General features: G+C 72.5%; 20 protein-coding genes and 1 tRNA gene. 6 read left to right on the forward strand and 15 right to left on the reverse strand.

Features of this window, described 5'->3' with window-relative positions:
- Positions 1 to 12: 12 nt before the first annotated feature.
- The 8 genes from ABT118_RS01495 to ABT118_RS01530 all read right to left on the reverse strand — a co-directional run bounded on the left by ABT118_RS01495 (position 13) and on the right by ABT118_RS01530 (position 4,799).
- Complete coding sequence (locus ABT118_RS01495) at positions 13 to 912, reverse strand: RNA polymerase sigma factor SigF (RefSeq protein ID WP_350644114.1); 900 nt, start codon at positions 910 to 912, stop codon at positions 13 to 15.
- Between the two features lie 154 nt (positions 913 to 1,066).
- Entirely contained in the window at positions 1,067 to 1,954 is an 888-nt protein-coding gene (locus ABT118_RS01500; RefSeq protein WP_350644115.1) for an RNA polymerase sigma factor SigF, read from the reverse strand.
- Positions 1,955 to 2,197: 243 nt separating this feature from the next.
- Complete coding sequence (locus ABT118_RS01505; RefSeq protein WP_350644116.1) at positions 2,198 to 2,491, reverse strand: Dabb family protein; 294 nt, start codon at positions 2,489 to 2,491, stop codon at positions 2,198 to 2,200.
- A gap of 69 nt (positions 2,492 to 2,560) precedes the next feature.
- Positions 2,561 to 2,725, reverse strand: coding sequence for a hypothetical protein (locus ABT118_RS01510; protein ID WP_350644117.1), 165 nt, complete (start codon positions 2,723 to 2,725; stop codon positions 2,561 to 2,563).
- A gap of 448 nt (positions 2,726 to 3,173) precedes the next feature.
- Positions 3,174 to 3,263: transfer RNA gene (locus ABT118_RS01515), tRNA-Ser, on the reverse strand.
- Positions 3,264 to 3,307: 44 nt separating this feature from the next.
- On the reverse strand, positions 3,308 to 3,805 hold the full coding sequence (gene tadA, locus ABT118_RS01520) for a tRNA adenosine(34) deaminase TadA (RefSeq protein WP_350644118.1): 498 nt from the start codon (positions 3,803 to 3,805) through the stop codon (positions 3,308 to 3,310).
- Between the two features lie 29 nt (positions 3,806 to 3,834).
- A complete protein-coding gene (locus ABT118_RS01525; protein ID WP_502884450.1) occupies positions 3,835 to 4,350 on the reverse strand; it encodes a tRNA adenosine deaminase-associated protein in 516 nt (171 codons plus the stop codon).
- A 245-nt stretch (positions 4,351 to 4,595) separates the two neighbouring features.
- Positions 4,596 to 4,799: a hypothetical protein gene (locus ABT118_RS01530; RefSeq protein ID WP_350644121.1), complete on the reverse strand. Its 204-nt coding sequence runs from the start codon at positions 4,797 to 4,799 to the stop codon at positions 4,596 to 4,598.
- A gap of 172 nt (positions 4,800 to 4,971) precedes the next feature.
- On the opposite strand from ABT118_RS01530, the gene upp reads away from it, so the two are divergent.
- A complete protein-coding gene (gene upp / locus ABT118_RS01535; RefSeq protein ID WP_350644122.1) occupies positions 4,972 to 5,607 on the forward strand; it encodes a uracil phosphoribosyltransferase in 636 nt (211 codons plus the stop codon).
- A gap of 60 nt (positions 5,608 to 5,667) precedes the next feature.
- On the opposite strand, the gene ABT118_RS01540 is transcribed toward upp, so the two are convergent.
- On the reverse strand, positions 5,668 to 6,339 hold the full coding sequence (locus ABT118_RS01540) for a LytR C-terminal domain-containing protein (RefSeq protein ID WP_350645083.1): 672 nt from the start codon (positions 6,337 to 6,339) through the stop codon (positions 5,668 to 5,670).
- 217 nt (positions 6,340 to 6,556) lie between these two features.
- Positions 6,557 to 6,868, reverse strand: coding sequence for a type II toxin-antitoxin system VapB family antitoxin (locus ABT118_RS01545; RefSeq protein ID WP_350644124.1), 312 nt, complete (start codon positions 6,866 to 6,868; stop codon positions 6,557 to 6,559).
- Between the two features lie 185 nt (positions 6,869 to 7,053).
- Between ABT118_RS01545 and ABT118_RS01550 the strand changes: the two genes are divergently transcribed.
- A complete protein-coding gene (locus ABT118_RS01550; RefSeq protein WP_350644126.1) occupies positions 7,054 to 8,604 on the forward strand; it encodes a helicase HerA-like domain-containing protein in 1,551 nt (516 codons plus the stop codon).
- Here ABT118_RS01550 and ABT118_RS01555 read toward each other — a convergent pair.
- Complete coding sequence (locus tag ABT118_RS01555) at positions 8,601 to 9,755, reverse strand: glycoside hydrolase family protein (RefSeq protein ID WP_350644127.1); 1,155 nt, start codon at positions 9,753 to 9,755, stop codon at positions 8,601 to 8,603. The genes ABT118_RS01550 and ABT118_RS01555 overlap by 4 nt on opposite strands.
- A gap of 109 nt (positions 9,756 to 9,864) precedes the next feature.
- Positions 9,865 to 10,596, reverse strand: a complete 732-nt coding sequence (locus ABT118_RS01560; protein WP_350644128.1) for a rhomboid family intramembrane serine protease — start codon at positions 10,594 to 10,596, stop codon at positions 9,865 to 9,867.
- A 51-nt stretch (positions 10,597 to 10,647) separates the two neighbouring features.
- Between ABT118_RS01560 and ABT118_RS01565 the strand changes: the two genes are divergently transcribed.
- Together ABT118_RS01565 and pyrB are read left to right on the forward strand one after the other, a co-directional pair.
- Positions 10,648 to 11,187 (forward strand): YbhB/YbcL family Raf kinase inhibitor-like protein, encoded by a 540-nt coding sequence (locus ABT118_RS01565; RefSeq protein ID WP_350644129.1) that lies wholly within the window; start codon positions 10,648 to 10,650, stop codon positions 11,185 to 11,187.
- A gap of 73 nt (positions 11,188 to 11,260) precedes the next feature.
- Positions 11,261 to 12,295, forward strand: a complete 1,035-nt coding sequence (gene pyrB / locus ABT118_RS01570; RefSeq protein ID WP_350644131.1) for an aspartate carbamoyltransferase — start codon at positions 11,261 to 11,263, stop codon at positions 12,293 to 12,295.
- 86 nt (positions 12,296 to 12,381) lie between these two features.
- Here the strand turns inward: pyrB and ABT118_RS01575 are convergent, their stop codons facing one another.
- Positions 12,382 to 13,065, reverse strand: coding sequence for a hypothetical protein (locus tag ABT118_RS01575; protein ID WP_350644132.1), 684 nt, complete (start codon positions 13,063 to 13,065; stop codon positions 12,382 to 12,384).
- 42 nt (positions 13,066 to 13,107) lie between these two features.
- On the opposite strand from ABT118_RS01575, the gene ABT118_RS01580 reads away from it, so the two are divergent.
- Positions 13,108 to 13,314: a KTSC domain-containing protein gene (locus ABT118_RS01580; protein WP_350644133.1), complete on the forward strand. Its 207-nt coding sequence runs from the start codon at positions 13,108 to 13,110 to the stop codon at positions 13,312 to 13,314.
- On the opposite strand, the gene ABT118_RS01585 is transcribed toward ABT118_RS01580, so the two are convergent.
- Together ABT118_RS01585 and ABT118_RS01590 are read right to left on the reverse strand one after the other, a co-directional pair.
- Positions 13,307 to 13,921, reverse strand: coding sequence for an HhH-GPD-type base excision DNA repair protein (locus tag ABT118_RS01585; RefSeq protein ID WP_350644134.1), 615 nt, complete (start codon positions 13,919 to 13,921; stop codon positions 13,307 to 13,309). The two genes, ABT118_RS01580 and ABT118_RS01585, sit on opposite strands and share 8 nt — an antisense overlap.
- Before the next feature lie 75 nt (positions 13,922 to 13,996).
- Positions 13,997 to 17,122, reverse strand: coding sequence for an AfsR/SARP family transcriptional regulator (locus tag ABT118_RS01590; RefSeq protein WP_350644135.1), 3,126 nt, complete (start codon positions 17,120 to 17,122; stop codon positions 13,997 to 13,999).
- A 144-nt stretch (positions 17,123 to 17,266) separates the two neighbouring features.
- On the opposite strand from ABT118_RS01590, the gene ABT118_RS01595 reads away from it, so the two are divergent.
- Positions 17,267 to 18,145, forward strand: a complete 879-nt coding sequence (locus ABT118_RS01595) for an NAD(P)-dependent oxidoreductase (RefSeq protein ID WP_350644136.1) — start codon at positions 17,267 to 17,269, stop codon at positions 18,143 to 18,145.
- The last annotated feature ends 3 nt before the right edge of the window (positions 18,146 to 18,148 follow it).

Genomic DNA, 18,148 nt, shown 5'->3' on the forward strand with positions numbered 1-18,148 from the left:
AGCCGCCGGCGCCTACTCGCTGATCAGCCCGGCCCGGAGCTGGGTGAGCGTCTTGGTCAGGAGCCGGGAGACGTGCATCTGCGAGATGCCGATCTCCTCGCCGATCTGGGACTGCGTCAGGTTCCCGAAGAACCGCAGCATGATGATCCGCCGCTCGCGCGGCGGCAGCTTGGCCAGCAGCGGCTTGAGCGACTCGCGGTACTCGACGCCCTCCAGCGCCAGGTCCTCGTAGCCGAGCCGGTCGGCCAGCGGGCCGTCGCCGTCCTCCTCGCCGGGGGTGGAGTCCAGCGAGCTGGCGGTGTACGCGTTGCCGACGGCCAGCCCCTCCACCACGTCCTCCTCGGTGACGCCGAGGAAGACGGCCAGCTCGGCGACGGTGGGGGAGCGGTCGAGCTTCTGCGACAGCTCGTCACCGGCCTTGGTGAGGGCCAGCCGCAGCTCCTGCAGCCGCCGCGGCACCCGGACCGACCAGCTGGTGTCCCGGAAGAAGCGCTTGATCTCGCCGACCACGGTGGGCATCGCGAAGGTCGGGAACTCCACCCCGCGCTCCGGGTCGAACCGGTCGATCGCCTTGATCAGGCCGATCGTGCCGACCTGGACGATGTCCTCCATCGGCTCGTTCCGGCTGCGGAAGCGGGCGGAGGCGTACCGGACCAGCGGCAGGTTGAGCTCGATCAGGGTGTCCCGCACGTAGGTGTGCTCGACGCTGCCCGGCTCGAGGGCGGCCAGCCGGTGGAACAGGGAACGCGACAGCGTCCGGGTGTCCAGCGTCCGGTCCACGGTGAGCACGGGCGAGGCCGTCTGCTGTACCGGGAACGGCTGCGTCGGCTGCTGCTCCACCATCTGCTCGGCCACCGACGCGAGAGTCGCCGCCGTACCGTGGCTCTCCGCACTGCCCAGCTCTGCGGACATGCACCCCACCCCCCTCGTGACTGACTGTTCAACGGGCGTTACCCAGCGACAGTTCCCGGAGCCGAACGACCCCTCCAGCTCAATACCGGACCATGCGCCCCGGCAAACCCGAACGTCGCAAGATGTCACTCAGCAGTAACGCGCAGCGAGGACCTTACTCCTCCCAGGAGTTCCCGGTCCGCAGTCTGGTCAGGATTCTGGAGAGTAGCCGGGACACGTGCATCTGCGACATGCCCAGCTCGGTGCTGATCTGGGACTGTGTCAGGTTCGCGAAGAAACGGAGCATGATGATCCGCCGCTCCCGTTCGGGCAGCTGCACCAGCAGGTGCCGGACCATGTCCCGGTGCTCCACGTCGGCGAGCGCGGAGTCCTCGTAGCCGAGGCGGTCCAGCAGGGCCAGGCCGCCCTCGTGCTCCTGCGCCGCCTCCAGCGAGGCCGCGTTGTACGCCCGCCCGGCGGCCAGGCAGGCCCGGACGTCCTCCTCCGGGATGCGCAGGTTGGCCGCGATCTCCGGCACCTTGGGCGAGCGGCCGTGAGTGATCGTCAACTCCTCCATCGCGCCGCTGACCTGCACCCAGAGCTCCTGCAGCCGGCGCGGGACGTGCATGGTGCGGACGTTGTCCCGGAAGTACCGCTTGATCTCGCCCAGGATGGTCGGCAGCGCGTAGGTCGGGAACTGCACCCCGCGGGTCGGGTCGAACCGGTCGATCGCGTTGATCAGGCCGATCGTGCCGACCTGGACGATGTCCTCCATCGGCTCGTTCCGGCTGCGGAACCGGGTCGCGGCGTACCGCACCAGCGGGATGTTCGCCTCGATCAGCGCCGCCCTGACCCGCTCGCGCTCCGGCGCCCCCGGCGGCAGCTCGGACAGCCGCTCGAACAGCACCCTGGTCAGGGTGCGGACGTCCACCGAGCTCCGGGCGCCGGGCGGACGCTCCCTCAGCTCCACCAGCGGATCCACCTGTTGGGCCTCGGCGGCCTCCTTCGGTGCGTCCTCCTCGCCGGTATCCGGCGCGCTGCTGCCCTGTGTCTGCACGGACACGTCACCCCTCCCTAGTCCCTGCGAATCCGACCCACCGGCAGTGGTCCGCGCTCGCTCATCACCTCGCCAGGTTCCGGCAAAACCGGTCATAGCATCACAAGTCGTGCACACGACGGGCAAGTACCGGCGCTAGGCGTGTTGGCGGATTGTCGGACTCCCGGGCGGGCACGGCAGAGCCCCCTGGCGTCAGTCGTGCCAGGGGGCCCAAGGGTGCTACGGGTACGATCGTTCAGTTTTGGACGATCAGACCTCGATGTCGGCGATCACCCAGGTGGCGAACTCGCGCCACTGTCCGGCGGCAGCCTGATGGGCCGGGTGGCCGATGTAGGCGGCCAGCGCCTCGCGGTCCTCCACCTTGCTGTTGATCGCGTAGTCGTACGCGATGTCCCGCTCGGTGGTGTTCCAGCCGCACTCCCACTCGCGCAGCTCGGGGATCAGACCGCCGAGCGCGTCGAAGGCCTCGGCGCCCGCGAGCGCCCGCGGGTCGTCCTTCGCTACGCCGTCGTTGAGCTTGAACAGGACCAGGTGCCGGATCACGCTGCCGCTCCTAGCGGGGGTGAGGGTGTACTGCTCGAACCCGCCCACCGTAGCCGGGGCCGGCTCCGCTCAGCTCACCAGCCCGGTCATGAACGTCCCCACGGCCTTGGCCGCGTCCGACACCCCGACGAACCCCGACTGGACCAACTCGGCAGCCCTGGTAGGGGAAGTGATGACCGTGTAGATCACGAAGATCAGCAGCAGCCACATGCCGATCCGCTTCGCCTGTGCCACCCGAACCGCCTGCCTCCCGATCGCCCACCGCCTGCGCGCAGCTTATCCACCGGACGGCCCATCAGGTGAGCGCCCCGTTCACTCCTCAGGACGAAGGTCCCCGCAAGAGGGGCCCTTCTCCGGATGCCCGCCCGCGCGCGGTCCAGCAGGATGGAACACGTACCGAGGCTCTGGCAGGAAACCCCGGTGCGTGGACCGGAGCTCCCCGCTGTGGGACCGGGCGTCGTGACTTCCCCCCGACACGACACCGGTTGTGGGACTCCGCCGGGGCAGCCGTCCGTCCCCCCGGGACGGCTGCCCCCTCCAGCAAGAGGCTCCGCACTCGAACCGGGTCATGGTGGTCATCGCCCCGAGTGCGGGGCCTTCTGCGTATCCGGAGCGCGTCGTCGTTCCGGCCCCGGGTACGACGTAGGGCCCCGATCCTGAGGATCGGGGCCCTACGTGGAGCTGGCGGTAGCGGTGGGATTCGAACCCACGGTGAAGTTGCCCCCACACACGCTTTCGAGGCGTGCTCCTTTGGCCGCTCGGACACGCTACCGAGACGAGACTCTACCGGACGGGGTGGGCGGGGACGAAATCAGTTCAGCGGTGGGAGTCGAAGAAGCTCCGGAGCTGGTCGGCGCAGGCGGTGGCGAGCACTCCGTGGACCACCTCGGGCCGGTGGTTGAGCCGGGGGTCGCGGAGGACGTCGAGCAGGGAGCCGGCCGCGCCGGCCTTGTCGTCGTAGGCGCCGTAGACGACCCGGCCGACCCGGGCGAGCACGATGGCGCCCGCGCACATGGTGCAGGGTTCGAGGGTGACGACCAGGGTGCAGTCGGAGAGGCGCCACTCGCCGAGGGCGGCGGCGGCCCGCCGGATGGCGACCACCTCGGCGTGGGCGGTGGGGTCGCCGACGGCCTCGCGCTCGTTGTGGCCCTGGCCGATGACGGCGCCGTCGGGGTCGAGTACGAGCGCCCCGACCGGTACGTCCCCGGTGGCGGTGGCGAGTGCGGCCTCGTCGATGGCGAGGCGCATCGCGTCCGTCCAGCGGTCGCGTACCGGGTCGGGGCGTACGGGGGCCGGGAGCGGGGCGATCTGCATGGGACCAGTGTCGGGCACCGACCGGCCCGCTACCGCACCGCCTCCAGCACCTCGCCGCAGCCGATCGCGTCGGCGATCTCGGACAGCGCGTCGCCGGGCACCGCGCCCTCGCCGCTGAGGTCGAGCAGCGCCTCGGGGGCGAGGCCGAACTCGATCAGCAGCTCGGGGTCGCCGAGCGGGCCGACCGGGACGCCGCCGGGGCCGGTGGCGCCGGCCGCCTCGTCCTCGTCCTCGCCGTCTCCGGAGGCGGAGGCCTCCTCGTCGTCGAGGTCGGTGACCAGGCTGTCCAGGTCGTCGAAGTCGGAGTCGCCGACCCGGTCCAGCAGTTCGTCGGTGAGGATGGAGCCGTAGGAGCTGCGCGCGGCGGCGGCTCCGTCGGAGACGAAGATCCGCGGATCGTCCTCCCCGTCCACCCGGAGGACGGCGAACCAGGCGTCCTCCTGCTCGATGAAGACCAGGACGCTCTCGTCGTCCTGGGCGGCCTCCCGGGCCAGGTCGGCCAGGTCGGCCAGGGTCTCGACGTTGTCCAGCTCTGTCTCGCTCACATCCCACGCGCCGTCGGTGCGAGCAAGCACTGCAGCGAAGTACGCCACCAGGGACTCTCCCAAGATTGGTCTCGGCTGTAGGCGATCTCGGGCGAACGCGGTCTGGCCGCCCCCGCGCCAGAGGCGGCCCGCTGTTCGGACCGTCCCTCCGGCATCGTGACAGAAAGCCGGGCGCTGCGGGGAGTGTTCTGCAGCGCGTCTTCGCAGGTCGTGTCGGAAGGGCATGATGGACGACCGACGCGGCGTCAGATTCGGAAGGTTCGCATCCGGAGCGCTTCGCGCATCCGGCGCTCCTTGGTGCGCCGTGGCTGCACTCTCGCCCGCAGCTCCCTGGCCTCGGCCAACTCGCGGAGGAAGCGGGCACGCCGTCTGCGGCGTTCCGCCTCGGTCTCGGGTGGGGCCGCGGGCTCCTCTGTCGAGCTGGGCCCGGAGTGCGGGGTGCTCTTCATACCGTCCGACTTTCCCAGATGTGTCCGGTAAATACCACAGCAGGTGCGGAGGTATCGGGATTGCCCGTGCGCGCCGGGGAGGAGGGGTGGTGAAGGGGTGAAGGCCGCCGCCGGGCGCCGGGGGCGGCCCGGCAGGTCGTACATGTGTACCGTTGCCCGTTATGGTCGGAGCATGCGTCTCCATGTCGTCGACCACCCGCTGGTGGCCCACAAGCTCTCCACCCTGCGCGACGAGCGCACCGACTCGCCGACCTTCCGCCGGCTGACCGACGAGCTGGTCACCCTCCTCGCGTACGAGGCCACCCGGGACGTCCGGACCGACCAGGTGGAGGTCACCACGCCGGTCGCGGTCACCACCGGCACCCGGCTGAGCTACCCCCGTCCGCTGGTGGTGCCGATCCTGCGGGCCGGGCTCGGCATGCTGGACGGCATGACCCGGCTGCTGCCCACCGCCGAGGTCGGCTTCCTCGGCATGGTGCGCAACGAGGAGACCCTGGAGGCGTCCACGTACGCCACCCGGATGCCGGACGACCTCTCGGGCCGTCAGGTGTACGTGCTGGACCCGATGCTGGCCACCGGCGGCACGCTGGTCGCGGCGATCCGGATGCTGATCGAGCGCGGCGCCACCGACGTCACCGCCGTGGTCCTGCTGGCCGCGCCGGAGGGCGTCGCGGTGATGGAGCGGGAGCTGGCCGGTCTGCCGGTCACCGTGGTCACCGCCGCCGTGGACGAGCGGCTGAACGAGAACGGCTACATCGTGCCCGGCCTGGGCGACGCGGGCGACCGCCTGTACGGCACGGCCGGCTGACACTCCGTACGACGAAGGGCCCCACCTCCGCGGAGGTGGGGCCCTTCGTCGTACGGAGTGTCAGCAGCTGCCCGGCAGCGGGGTCGGGGTCGGGGAGGGCTTGGTGGCGAGCTCCAGGGCGGTGGCGGCCTGGGCCGGGTCGAGCAGGCCGGTGAAGGCGTCGCCGACCACCACGTCGACCGAGGGGTCGACCCGGGTGTCGGCGGCCTTGGTGGCGCCGGCGACCTGGGCGGCGAGCAGGGTGGCGCTGCCGAGGCCGGCCGGGCCGCTGATCACCTGGACCGTGGTGGTGGGCAGCTTCTCGGTGGTGGCGGGCGCGTTGCCGACCTTGCCGATGGTGAAGCCGCGCTTCTTGAACTCCTCGGCCGTCCGCGCGGCCAGGCCGGCCTTGGCGGTGGCGTTGTAGACGTTGACCGTGACGGCGGCGGGCGCCGGGACGGCGGTGCTGCTGGGCGGGGCCGACGGCGTACCGGGTGCGGCGGCGGGTGCCGCCAGCGGTTTGCCGGAGACGGTCGAGGCGGGGGAGGCGCAGGCCTGGGCGGAACCGCTCCGGTTCTTGCCGGAGAAGATGTCCACCAGCTGCACCCCGCCGAGTCCGATCAGGGCGAGGGCCAGCAGCGAACCGATCAGGGCCAGGACCTTGCGGCTCCTGCGGGGCGGGCGTCCAAGGCGGGGGTAGGAGTTACCGGTGATCCGGTACTGCTTCCCCTTCAGTCCCTGGGGAGTCAACATGCTCACGGGTCGGTCTCCCCCTCGTGCCAGGGCAAGGCTCGGTGACGGGTGCGGCCGGGAGGGCGGAGCGCCGGATACTTTTCGGCCGTACTCAGCAGATTAATGCCACCCCGGGTGCGGAGGTACTAAATGATCATCATCTGGAGTACGAGGGCACTCGAAAGGATGTACCGACGCCCGAACGGCTGCCCGGAGAGGCGGTGGGGGTGACGGCGGGTCAGGAGTTCGGGGGGTAGTCCATCTCCAGCACCCGGGCGTGCAGGACCTGGCGCTGCTGGAGCGCGGCGCGGACCGCGCGGTGCAGGCCGTCCTCCAGGTACAGGTCGCCGTGCCACTTCACCACGTGGGCGAAGAGGTCGCCGTAGAAGGTGGAGTCCTCCGCCAGGAGGGTCTCCAGGTCCAACTGCCCCTTGGTGGTCACCAGCTGGTCCAGCCGCACCGGGCGCGGCGCGACGTCCGCCCACTGACGGGTGCTGGTCCGGCCGTGATCCGGGTACGGCCGTCCGTTGCCGATGCGCTTGAAGATCACACGGAAAGCCTACCGTCACGCCGCCCCGAGGCACAGCAAGCGTGGCCTGGCCTGCGTTCGGAGATTCATAGGGATTACATAGGAAGTGTCCCTGTTTGTGGGGTGCCCTTTCTGACGACGTCTCCGATCCCGGTGCCTCCGGGATGCCTCGGAGCCGCCTCCGACCCGAGCGGGAGCCTGCCCAGATGACCAACCCAGAGATGCCCCCCGCCGCCCAGGACATCGCGGCCGGCTACGCCTTCACCGGCCCGGCCCTGGACCTCGGTGCCGTGCTGCTGGACGGCACCGCGTACCCCGGGGCCCAGGTCAGGATCCCGCTCGGGGTGCTCAACCGGCACGGGCTGGTGGCCGGGGCTACCGGCACCGGGAAGACCAAGACCCTGCAGCTGATGGCGGAACAGCTCTCGGCCCAGGGGGTGCCCGTCTTCCTGGCCGACATCAAGGGCGACGTCTCCGGAATCTCCACCCCCGGTGCGGTCAACGACAGGGTGACGACGCGGGCGGGCGAGGTCGGGCAGGAGTGGCGGGGGCAGGGCTTCCCGACCGAGTTCTACGCACTGGGCGGGTTGGGCGACGGCATCCCGCTGCGGGCCACGGTGACCAGCTTCGGCCCGCTGCTGCTCGCCAAGGTGCTGGAGCTGAACGAGACCCAGGAGGCCTCGCTCGGCCTGATCTTCCACTTCGCCGACAAGAACGGCCTGGAGCTGTACGACCTCAAGGACCTCTCGGCGGTGATCTCCTTCCTCACCTCGCCGGAAGGGAAGGAGCAGCTCAAGGGCATCGGCGGACTCTCCCCGGCCACCGCCGGGGTGATCCTGCGCTCGCTGACGGTGCTGGAGAACGAGGGTGCCGGTGCCTTCTTCGGCGAGCCGGAGTTCGACACCGCCGAGCTGCTGCGGACGGCACCGGACGGGCGCGGCATGGTCTCGGTGCTGGAGCTGCCCGCAGTGCAGGACCGGCCGCGGTTGTTCTCCACCTTCCTGATGTGGCTGCTGGCCGACCTCTACCAGGAGCTGCCCGAGGTCGGGGACCTGGACCGGCCGAAGCTGGTGTTCTTCTTCGACGAGGCGCACCTGCTGTTCAAGGGCGCCTCGAAGGGCTTCCTGGAGGCGATCACCCAGACCGTCCGGCTGATCCGCAGCAAGGGGGTCGGGATCTTCTTCGTCACCCAGACCCCGAAGGACGTCCCGGGCGACGTGCTGGCGCAGCTGGGCAACCGGGTGCAGCACGCGCTGCGGGCCTTCACCCCGGACGACGCCAAGGCGTTGAAGGCGACCGTCTCCACCTTCCCGAAGTCCACGTACGACCTGACCGAGGTGCTCACCCAGCTGGGCACCGGCGAGGCCGTGGTGACGGTGCTCTCCGAGAAGGGCGCGCCGACGCCGGTCGCGGCAACCCGGCTGCGGGCGCCGCAGTCGCTGATGGGGCCGGTGGAGCAGGCGGCGCTGCGGGCGGCGGTGGACGCCTCGCCGCTGACGGCGCGTTACCGCGACGCGATCGACCGGGAGTCTGCGTACGAGAAGCTCACCGCCCGGCCGGAGCCGGAGCCCACGGCGGAGCCCGTACCCGCACCCGAGCCGAAGGCCGAGCCCGCGCCGAAGGCCGCCGAGGAGGGCGGGCTGCTCGGGTCGCTGCTGAGCAACCCGATGCTGAAGTCCTTCGCGCGGTCGGCGGGGACGCAGCTGGGCCGGGAGATCTCGCGGAACCTGTTCGGGACCTCCCGGCGCAGGCGTTAGGCCAGCGCCTGGCCGATCCGGTCCATCGAGGAGAGCCGCATCAGGCCGTAGTTGTAGAACTCGACCTCCGGCACGCCCAGCTCGCGCAGCACGGCGATCTTGGCGGCCAGGTTCTCCGGGCCGTCGCAGTCCGAGGCCATCGGGCGCAGGATCACGGCCATCTCCTCGGGGCGCACCCCGTGCAGGGCGAAGGCGGCGACCTTCTCCCGGACCGCCTCCGGGGTGGTGGCGTAGCCGAGCGTCTCGATCTGGTGGACCGCCTTGGTGAGGGCGGGCAGGTCGATGCCGGAGAGCCAGCCGGTGCCGGGGCCGCCGCCGTCCATGAAGGTCAGCCGCATGCCGCCTGCGGTGGCGGCCTCGGCCACCTCCGCCGCCAGCGAGGTGACGGTGCGGGCGGAGGCGTCGATGTACGCGGCGACCGCACCGTCGGCCAGCTCGTCCAGGGCGACCGCCTCGGCGGCCCGCTTCTCGTCGGCCAGCCGGGCCCGCAGCTCCGCCCGGACCGCGGTCCGGACCTCAGTGGCGTCCGGGCCCGCGTTGGCCATGCAGTGGGTGCAGAAGCAGAGCCCGAGCAGGGCCTCGGCGACCGGCCCGAGCTCCTCGAAGTAGCGCTCGTGGTGGTAGCCGTGGCGCAGGCCGTGGAAGTGCAGCGACTCGGCCCGGATCGCGTCCACCCCGTACCGGGCGAACTCGCCGACCAGGTCGGTGGCGTACGCGCGGACCTCCGGGTTGGCCGGGCAGAGCTCGGTCAGGTGGCGGTCGCCGAAGGCGTTCTCGGGGGAGACGTCCGGGTGCCGGAAGCCGAGCCGGTCGTTGTGGCAGAAGACCGTCCAGGCGTGCAGCTTGAGTCCGCGCCGCTGCGCCTCCTCGGCCGCCTCGGCGAACGGGTCGCGGTCACCGATCGCGGTGGACGGCAGCGGGGTCAGCCGCCGGCCGGCCCAGCGGGCCGGGTCGGGGCGGAAGTACGCGGCGCCGGGCTCCAGGTACCGGATCACCCGGTGCGGGTTGTGCGGGAAGACGTCGCGCGCCTCGTGGTAGACGGACGCGAGGGTGACGCCGCCGACTCCGGCCCGTTCGGTCAGGTTGCCGAAGAAGGTGTCGGCGCCCTCGTCGATCAGGTCGGTGGCGAAGGCGAGGACGGACGACTCCACGGGGCGGCTCCGGGGCAGGTGGTGCGGGGGTGCACCACGCTAGCCGGGTGTCCCGGATTGGTCTATACCTGACTTCTCGGACCGGCGGACGGAAGGGCCGGCGGACGCCTCACAGGCCGAGGTCGTCGAGCTCCTTGAGCAGCTGCGCCCGCTCGCTCGGCGGCGCCTCGCCCTGCGCGGGCACCGGTGCGGACCCGATCGGCCGGGCGTCCTTGGCCTCCTTGGCGCCCTTGGCGGCCCGGGCGGTCCTGGCGCGGAAGATCCAGGCCCCCGCCAGCCCGCCGAGCAGACCACCCAGATGGCCCAGCCAGCTGACGCCCGGAGTCCCCGGGACCGCTGTGGTGAGGATGTAGGCGAAGGACGCGCCCATCACCACGCCGATCAGACTGTCGATCAGGTTCCGGTCGATCAGACCGCGCAGCACCACGTAGCCGAAGTACCCGTAGATCACCCCGCTCGCGCCCACGGTGACCACGTCGTCGCCGGAGAACAGCCACACCGCCGCCCCGCTGGTCAGCACCACCAGCGCGGTCAGCCCGAGGAAGCGCCGGATGCCCCGGTACGCGGCCAGGAAGCCGAACACGAAGAGCGGCCCCGAGTTGCCCTCCAGGTGCTGCCAGTTGACGTGCAGGAAGGGCGCGGTCAGCAGGTCGGCGAGCTGGTCGGGACGGCGGGCCAGGATGCCGCCCTCGACGGTGAGCCGGTAGTCGCTCAGCCAGTTGGCGAGCTGCACCGCCCAGACCAGGCAGAGCACCCCGAACATCACGAAGAACGCGCGCCGCGCGTCGGCCACCATCCGGGCCGGGTCGGGAGCGCTGCTGGGCGTGTTGTCGGCTGCCATGCCCGTGACTCTACGGGGCCGCTCCTAGACTGCGGGAGATGTCCGCCGCCCATGAGTGAGGAAGCCCCCGCGATGAGCCAGCGCGCGCCGCTCCCGTACGAATTCCTGCCCCCCGTACCGTCGTTCGAGCTCACCAGTACCGACCTGACGGACGGTGGCACGATGCCGGCCGCCCACGTCCACAGCGATGGCAACGAATCCCCGCAGCTGGCCTGGTCCGGGTTTCCGGCCGGCACCCGGGGCTTCGCGGTCACCTGTTACGACCCGGACGCCCCCACCGCCAGCGGCTGGTGGCACTGGATCGCGGTCGACCTGCCGGCCGACGCCACCGAACTGGCGCGCGGTGCGGGCGGCTCCGACGACGGGCTGCCCGGTGCCGCGTTCCACGTCCGGAACGACTTCCCCGGACACCGCTACGACGGCGCGGCCCCGCCGCCCGGGCCGGCCCACCGCTACCTGTTCGTGGTGCACGCGCTGGACGTCCCGGCACTCGGGCTCGGCCCGGACACCCCGGCCGCCGTGGTCGGCTTCCACCTGACCGCGCACGCGGTCGGGCGGGCGCTGCTCACGGTGGAGTACGCCCAGCCCTGACCGCACGGTGGGCGCCGTCCGGCCAGTAAACTGGCGGCGTCCATCGCGCAGCCACAGGGAGAACCGAGCCGCCATGTCACTGACCGGGAAGCACATTCTCTCCAGCGATCTCTTCGACCGGGCCGAGCTTGAGCGGTTGTTCGACCTGGCCGACCTGCTGGTGCCGGTGGCCCGGGGCGAACAGGTCACCCGGGTGCTCGAGGGCGCCGTGATGGCCAGCCTGTTCTTCGAGGCCAGCACCCGGACCAGGCTCAGCTGCGAGACCGCCTTCCTCCGCCTCGGCGGCGGGGTCACCTCCACCACCGGCATGGAGGTCACCTCGATCGCCAAGGGCGAGACGCTGGCCGACACCAGCCGGGTGGTCAGCGGCTACTGCGACCTGGTGGTGATGCGGCACCCCGAGGTCAGCTCGATCCACGAGTTCGCCGCCGCGACCAACGTGCCGGTGGTCAACGCGGGCAACGGCGCGGGGGAGCACCCGACCCAGGCGCTGCTGGACATGTTCGCCATCCACCGCGAGTTCGGCCGGCTCGGCAAGACCGTGGACGGCAGCCGGATCGCGCTGGTGGGCGACCTGCGGCACGGCCGTACGGTGCACTCGCTGGTCAAGCTGCTCTCCTGCTACGACGGCCTGACCATCGTCTGCGTCTCCCCGGACGAGCTGCGGATGCCTGCCCACCTGCTGGAGCTGGCCGCCGGGCGCGGCCACCGGGTGGAGGAGAGCGACCAGCCGAGCCTGGGCCTCAAGGACGCCGACGTCGTCTACACCACCCGCCTGCAGACCGAGCGCTTCAAGGACCGTCCGCTGCCCTACAGCGACGACTTCCGGGTCGACGCCGCGCTGGCCGACCGGGTCTTCCGGGCCGACGCGGTGATCATGCACCCGCTGCCCCGGGACGGCCGTCCCGGCTCCAACGACCTCAGCCCCGACCTCAACCGGGACCCCCGGCTGGCCATCTTCCGGCAGACGGACGCGGGCATCCCGACCCGGATGGCGCTGTTCGCCTCGGTGCTCGGGGTGGCCGACGAGATCCGCGACTCGCTCCGCCCGGCCCGCTGGTACCGGCCCGAGTACGTCGGGCCCGACGACGCGCCGTTCTACAAGTAGGCAGTCGACAGCAGGCAGGCAGCAGGCAGTGGTCAGCAGGCAGGCAGCAGCCAGTAGGCAGGCGGCTGTCAGCAGGCTGACACCGGTCAGTCCTCGGAGTCGGTGGGCTCCGTAGCCTCCATCAGCCGCTCGGCGAGGTCGTCGATCCAGCCCTGCGCCCACGTGCGCAGGGCCGACACCCCGTCAGCGGTCAGGCCCAGGGCGGTGAAGGACGCGTCGTCGATCCAGTCCGCGCCGCTCAGCCGGGCCTGCAGCTCGGTCAGGTCGAGCCCGTCGGCACCGGCGTGGTGACGGCCGAGCGTCTCCAGCTCCGGGTAGGACCAGCGGTCCGAGACGGCGTACAGGTCCGCCAGGTCCCGGGGCAGGCCGCGGTCCGCCAGCGCCCTGACCTCCGTCCCGACCAGGTCCTCCAGCGCCAGCACCGGTCCGTCCGGGCCCTGCACCGGCGGCTGCCAGAAGGTCTCCTTCCGGAGCTCCACCCCGTACTCCTCGGCCGTCCCCGGATCGGTCGCCGCCAGCGCCGACACCAGCGGATCGCCCACCAGTACCCGGACGGACCATCCGCGCCGCTCCAGCCCGCCGGCCACCTCGGCGGTCAGCTCCGCCAGCGGTACCGGGCTCTCGGTGGCCAGCTCGACCGTGCGCACCGGCCGCTCCACCAGGCCGTGGGCCCGGGCGGCACAGTCCCCGCCCAGCACCACCGGGTACGGCCGGCCCACCACGAGCAGATCGGCCAGCAGACGGTGGCCCGCGTCGGTCATCGGTGACATGCCGTCAGTATTCCGTACGTACCATGAAGGCACGGAGACGCCATGAACCGTCAACAGGTCGAATCCAGCTGTCTACGCTCCGTCGGCCACCAGGGCACGACGCTCGAGCTCGAGTTCCACAGCGGGTCCGTCTACCGCTACTCCGACGTCCCGGCCGAGGTGCACCGGGAGCTGCTGGCGGCGCCCAGCCTCGGCCGCTACTTCCACGCGCACATCCGCGACCGCTACGCCTACGAGCGGCTCACTTGAGCTTGGCGGACTTCGTCGCCTTCGCCGCCTTCTCCGCCTTGGCCGCCGCCTTCGCCTCCTGCTTGTGCGCCCGCACCTGCACCAGCGATTCGGGCCCGGTGATGTCCGCCACCGACCGGAAGCAGTCCGGCTCCCCGTACGCCCCGGCCGCCTCCCGCCACCCCTTCGGCCGCACCCCGTACTGCTTCCCCAGCAGCGCCAGGAAGATCTGCGACTTCTGCTTCCCGAATCCGGGCAGCGCCTCCAGCCGCTTCAACAGCTCGCCGCCGCTCGCCGCACCCTCCCAGACCGCCGCCGCCTCCCCGTCGTACTCCGCCACCAGGAACTGGCAGAGCTGCTGCACCCGCTTCGCCATCGAGCCGGGGTAGCGGTGCACGGCGGGCTTCTCGGAGAGCAGCGCTGCGAACTCCTCCGGGTCGTACGCGGCGATCCGGTGCGCGTCCAGGTCGTCGCCGCCGATCCGCTGCAGGATGGTGAACGGGCCGTTGAACGCCCACTCCATCGGGATCTGCTGGTCCAGCAGCATCCCCACCAGCGCCGCCAGCGGGCTCCGCCCGAGCAACTCGTCGGCGTCCTCCTGCTGTGCCAGGTGGATCTCGGTGGCCATGGCGTTCCTTCCGCAGTCCTGGGCCCCAGCGTAGGTGCGTCGGCGGCCCCGGGTCGGGCGGCACGCGGTGCGGGGTCAGGGGACCAGGTCGGTGTGGGTGAGGGTGCTGCCGTGGCTGTGGGCGGTGTTGAACGCGTGGTCGCCGAGGGCGGTCCGCAGGGTGGCGGTGATCCGGTCGACGTCGGTGCGCTCAGCGGGGGGAAGTGGGGCGCCGACGGAGCTGCGGGCAGCGTGGGCGGCGCCGAGGAGGTGCGCCGCGCGGAGGCAGTCCTGGGTGAGGGCGGCAGCTCCGGCGAGACCTTCCAGGGCGAGGGCGATGGCCCGGGGATCGCCGAGTCCGCGGGCGGCGGTGAGGCCGTCGAGGTGGTGGGCGAGGGCGGTGGGGTGGTCGCCGCGGAGTTCGGCGGTGAAGCCGAGTTCGGCGAGGAGCAGGGTGGTGACGGGCTCGTAGCCGGTCCGGCCGCCGTACGCGTCGAGCAGGTGGTGCAGGCGGCTCTCGGCCGCGGTCAGGTCCCCGGCCCGGCGGTCGCCGAGGGCGAGGCCGATCCCGGCGTCCAACTCGCCCGGCCGGTAGCCCTGTTCGGCGGACAGGCGGCGGGAGCGCTCGTGCAGGGAGCGGGCCTCGGCCAGGTCGCCGGTGAGCAGGGCGATCCGGCCGAGGCCGGTGAGGCGCTTGGCCTGCTCGATGGGCAGGCCGAGGCGTTCGGCGATGGCCAGGCCGTCGCGGTGCAGCCGGGCGGCGGCGGGGTAGTCGCCCGAGATCTCGGCCAGTGCGGCGAGCGGGAAGACGTTCTGCAACTGCCCCCACTGGTCGCCGAGTTCGCGGAAGATCAGGGAGCTGCGTTCGCCGTCGGCCCGCAGTGCGACCAGGTCGCCCCGGGCCATCGCGTGCCGGGCCCGGACACTGAGGGCGGCGGCGATGCCCCAGCGGTGGTCCAGCTCGGTGAAGCGCTCCAGCGCCTCGGCGGTCAGCCGCTCGCCGTCGGCGACGCCGCCGCTGCCGAGTTGGATCCAGCTGAGGAACCAGGCGGCCTTGGCGTACCCGGCCGGATCGGTGTCGGCGGGGAAGCCGGCCAGCGCGCTGCGGAGCCGGTCGGGCCCGCCGTCCAGCAGCTCGAAGCCGGCCAACCAGACCGCAGCGCCGGGGTGTTCGCCGAGCGCCAGCGCGCCGGAGAGGGCGCGTCGGGCCTCGCCGTGCCGACCTCGCAGCAGCCAGTACCAGGCCAGTGCGTCCACCAGCCGGAGTGCCGGTTCGGCCCGGCCCGCGGCCACGGTGTACTCGACCGCCCGGGCCAGGTTGGCGCTCTCGGTGTCCAGCCGTTCCAGCCATTCCCGCTGCTCCGGACCGCACAGCAACGGGGCGGCCCGGAGAGCGAGTCCGGTGAAGTGGTGGCTGTGCCGCTGCCGGGTGGCGGCCGCCTCCCCGGTCCGGTCGAGCTGTTCCAGGGCGTACGCGCGGACCGACTCCAGCAGCCCGAACCGCGGCCCGTCCGGCCGGTCGGTCAGGACGACCAGTGAGCGCTCGACCAACCGGGCCAGCAGTTCCGGTACTTGGGCGGCCGGGAGATCGCCATCGGCGCAGATCACCGCTGCGGCCGGGGGCGGGCAGCCGTCCGCGGTCACGGCCAGTCGGCGCAGCACGGCCCGTTCGGCCTCGGTGAGCAGCTGCCAGCTCCAGTCGATCACCGCCCGCAGGGTCCGCTGGCGGGCCGGAGCGTCCCTGGGACCACCGGCGAGGAGCGCGAACCGGTCGTCCAGTCGGGCGGCCAGGCCGTGTACGCCCAGGGTGCGGGCCCGGGCGGCGGCGAGCTCCAGTGCGAGCGGGATGCCGTCGAGGCGGCGGCAGAGCAGCGCGACCGCTGCCGCGTTCTCCTCGGCCAGCCCGGCCCCGGCCCGGAGCAGGAACAGCCGGGCCGCGCCGGAGCGGCCGACCTCGGCCAGGCCGTCTCCGGTCGGAGCCTCCAACGGTGGTACCGGCAAGGGTAGTTCGCCACCAAGCCCGATCAGTTCCTGACTGGTCGCCAGGACCAGCAGGCGGGGCGCGGTGGCGAGCAGCGGCCCGAGCACCGCGGCGACACCGGCCAGCAGGTGCTCGCAGTTGTCCAGCAGCAGCAGGAGTTCGCGCCCGCGCAGCACCTCGGCCAGCCGGTCGGCCGGGTCGGCGGCGGCCGGGGAGAGGTCCCGCACACCGAGGGCGGCGAGGATGGCCTCGGCCACCGCCGCCGGCCCGGATCCCGGTGCGAGCGGGGCCAGTTCGACCAGCCAGGCGCCGTCCGGCAGGCGGTCGGCCTCGGCGTGGGCCGAGGCGAGTGCGAGCCGGGTCTTGCCCACGCCGCCGGGGCCGGTGAGGGTGACCAGCCGTCCGGTCCGGAGCAGGGTCCGCAAGTGGTCGGACAGGGCCTCCCGGCCGATGAGCCCGGAGAGCGGAGCGGGCAGGTTCCCGGAGGTGCGGGGGTCGAGGGACGGGTCGCGCCGCAGGATCGCCTCGTGCAGGGCGGTCAGCCCGGCCTCGGGGTCCAGGCCGAGGCCGTCGGCGAGCCGGTGGCGCAGGTCGGCGTAGCTCGCCAGCGCTTCGGCCTGCCGGCCGGACCGGTACAGCGCGCGCAGCTGGACGGAGCGAAGGCGCTGCCGCAGCGGGTGGCGGCCGACCAGTTCGGCCAGTTCCGGGAGCAGCGGCCGGTGTTCGCCCGACTCCAGCCGGGCCTCGGCGAGTTCCTCCTGTGCGGACAGGCGGGCCTCGGCGAGCCCGGTGACCGCCGCCAGGGCGAACGGCCGCTCGGCGTGGTCGGCGAAGGCCGGTCCGCGCCAGAGCGCCAGCGCCTCGGTGAGCAGCCGGATCCGGTCGGCCGGCCCGGCCGAGCGGGCCGCTTCGGCCAGGGCGGTGAACCGCCCGCTGTCGACGGCAGCGGGTTCGACCGCGAGCCGGTAGCCCGCCGGTCCCGAGACCACCAGGGCGCGGGCGCCGGGTTCGGCCCGTTCCAGGGTGCGGCGCAGGTGCGAGACCTTGCCCTGCAGTGCGTTGGCCGGGTGCTCGGGCAGTTCGTCGCCCCACAGTTCGTCCACCAGCCGGTGCGCCGGGACCGGCTGCCCGGGGCGGACCAGCAGCTGCGCCAGCAGCAGCCGGACCTTGGCCTCGGGGACGCGTACCTCCGAGCCGTCCGCAGTCCACACCGCCGGCGGTCCGAGCACTCCGAATCTCATGATCACCACCATAGGCCGGGAGCCGCCGCCGGAAGCCGGTGTCGGGGTGCCGACAGCAGACCGACAGTCAACCGGCAGCGCACCGGCGGAGGGTGAGGGCAGCGGACGGAACGACCGGCCGCCATCCCCACCCTGGAGGACCTGATGACCCGCACCCCCGTGCCCGTGACCGTGATCGGTCTGGGCAACCTCGGCCACGTCCTGGCCGAGACCTTCCTGGCCGCCGGCCACCCCACCACCGTCTGGAACCGCTCGCCCGGGAAGGCGGCCGGGCTGGTCGCCCGGGGCGCGGTCCTGGCGGGCAGCGCCGCCGAGGCCGTCGCCGCATCCGGCCTGGTCGTGGTCTGCGTGCTGGACTACCCGACCGCCCGGGAGATCCTGGCGCCGGCCGCCGCCGAACTCTCCGGCCGGGTCCTGGTCAACCTCTCCACCGGCACCCCCGAGCCCGCCCGTGCGCTGGCGGCCTGGGCCGCCGATCAGGGCAGTGCCTACCTGGACGGGGCGGTGTACGCGGTGCCGCAGACGATCGGGGCGGCGGACGCCTTCGTGCTGTTCAGCGGCGACCAAGCGTCCTACGCCGAGCACGAGTCGACCCTCGCCCGACTCGGTGCACCGACCTTCGTCGGCACCGACCCGGGCCGGGCGTCGGTCTACGACGTGGCCCTGCTCAGCGGCATGTACGGGATGCTGGCCGGTCAGTTCCAGAGCGTGGCGCTGGCCCGCTCGGCCGGCATCACCGCGACCGAGATCACCGGGCTGCTGGTCTCCTGGCTGGTCGCCGTCTCGGCCGCGCTGCCGCACTTCGCGGCCGAGATCGACTCCGGCGACTACGGCACCACCACGTCCAACATCGCCATCAACGCCACCGGTCTCGGGCACATCCTGGCCGCCACCGCCCACCAGGGCGTGCCGACCGACCTGCTGGAGCCGCTGCAGGCCCTGCTGAACGGTCAGCTCGCGGAGGGGCACGCCGCCGCCAGCCTCTCCCGGGTGGTGGAGGGGCTGCGCGGCGACGTGCGGTGAGTG

The organism is Kitasatospora sp. NPDC002040, from assembly GCF_040296785.1.
Taxonomy (GTDB): domain Bacteria; phylum Actinomycetota; class Actinomycetes; order Streptomycetales; family Streptomycetaceae; genus Kitasatospora.

Bases quoted from the DNA above. Each gene is read 5' to 3' on its own strand.
- ABT118_RS01530 (WP_350644121.1), bottom strand. From the start codon at position 4,799: ATGAAGAGCACCCCGCACTCCGGGCCCAGCTCGACAGAGGAGCCCGCG.
- ABT118_RS01590 (WP_350644135.1), bottom strand. From the start codon at position 17,122: ATGAGATTCGGAGTGCTCGGACCGCCGGCGGTGTGGACTGCGGACGGC.
- ABT118_RS01595 (WP_350644136.1), top strand. From the start codon at position 17,267: ATGACCCGCACCCCCGTGCCCGTGACCGTGATCGGTCTGGGCAACCTC.
- ABT118_RS01550 (WP_350644126.1), top strand. From the start codon at position 7,054: ATGACCAACCCAGAGATGCCCCCCGCCGCCCAGGACATCGCGGCCGGC.
- ABT118_RS01585 (WP_350644134.1), bottom strand. From the start codon at position 13,921: ATGGCCACCGAGATCCACCTGGCACAGCAGGAGGACGCCGACGAGTTG.
- ABT118_RS01575 (WP_350644132.1), bottom strand. From the start codon at position 13,065: ATGTCACCGATGACCGACGCGGGCCACCGTCTGCTGGCCGATCTGCTC.
- ABT118_RS01565 (WP_350644129.1), top strand. From the start codon at position 10,648: ATGAGTGAGGAAGCCCCCGCGATGAGCCAGCGCGCGCCGCTCCCGTAC.
- pyrB (WP_350644131.1), top strand. From the start codon at position 11,261: ATGTCACTGACCGGGAAGCACATTCTCTCCAGCGATCTCTTCGACCGG.
- ABT118_RS01580 (WP_350644133.1), top strand. From the start codon at position 13,108: ATGAACCGTCAACAGGTCGAATCCAGCTGTCTACGCTCCGTCGGCCAC.
- ABT118_RS01495 (WP_350644114.1), bottom strand. From the start codon at position 912: ATGTCCGCAGAGCTGGGCAGTGCGGAGAGCCACGGTACGGCGGCGACT.
- ABT118_RS01540 (WP_350645083.1), bottom strand. From the start codon at position 6,339: ATGTTGACTCCCCAGGGACTGAAGGGGAAGCAGTACCGGATCACCGGT.
- ABT118_RS01560 (WP_350644128.1), bottom strand. From the start codon at position 10,596: ATGGCAGCCGACAACACGCCCAGCAGCGCTCCCGACCCGGCCCGGATG.
- upp (WP_350644122.1), top strand. From the start codon at position 4,972: ATGCGTCTCCATGTCGTCGACCACCCGCTGGTGGCCCACAAGCTCTCC.
- tadA (WP_350644118.1), bottom strand. From the start codon at position 3,805: ATGCAGATCGCCCCGCTCCCGGCCCCCGTACGCCCCGACCCGGTACGC.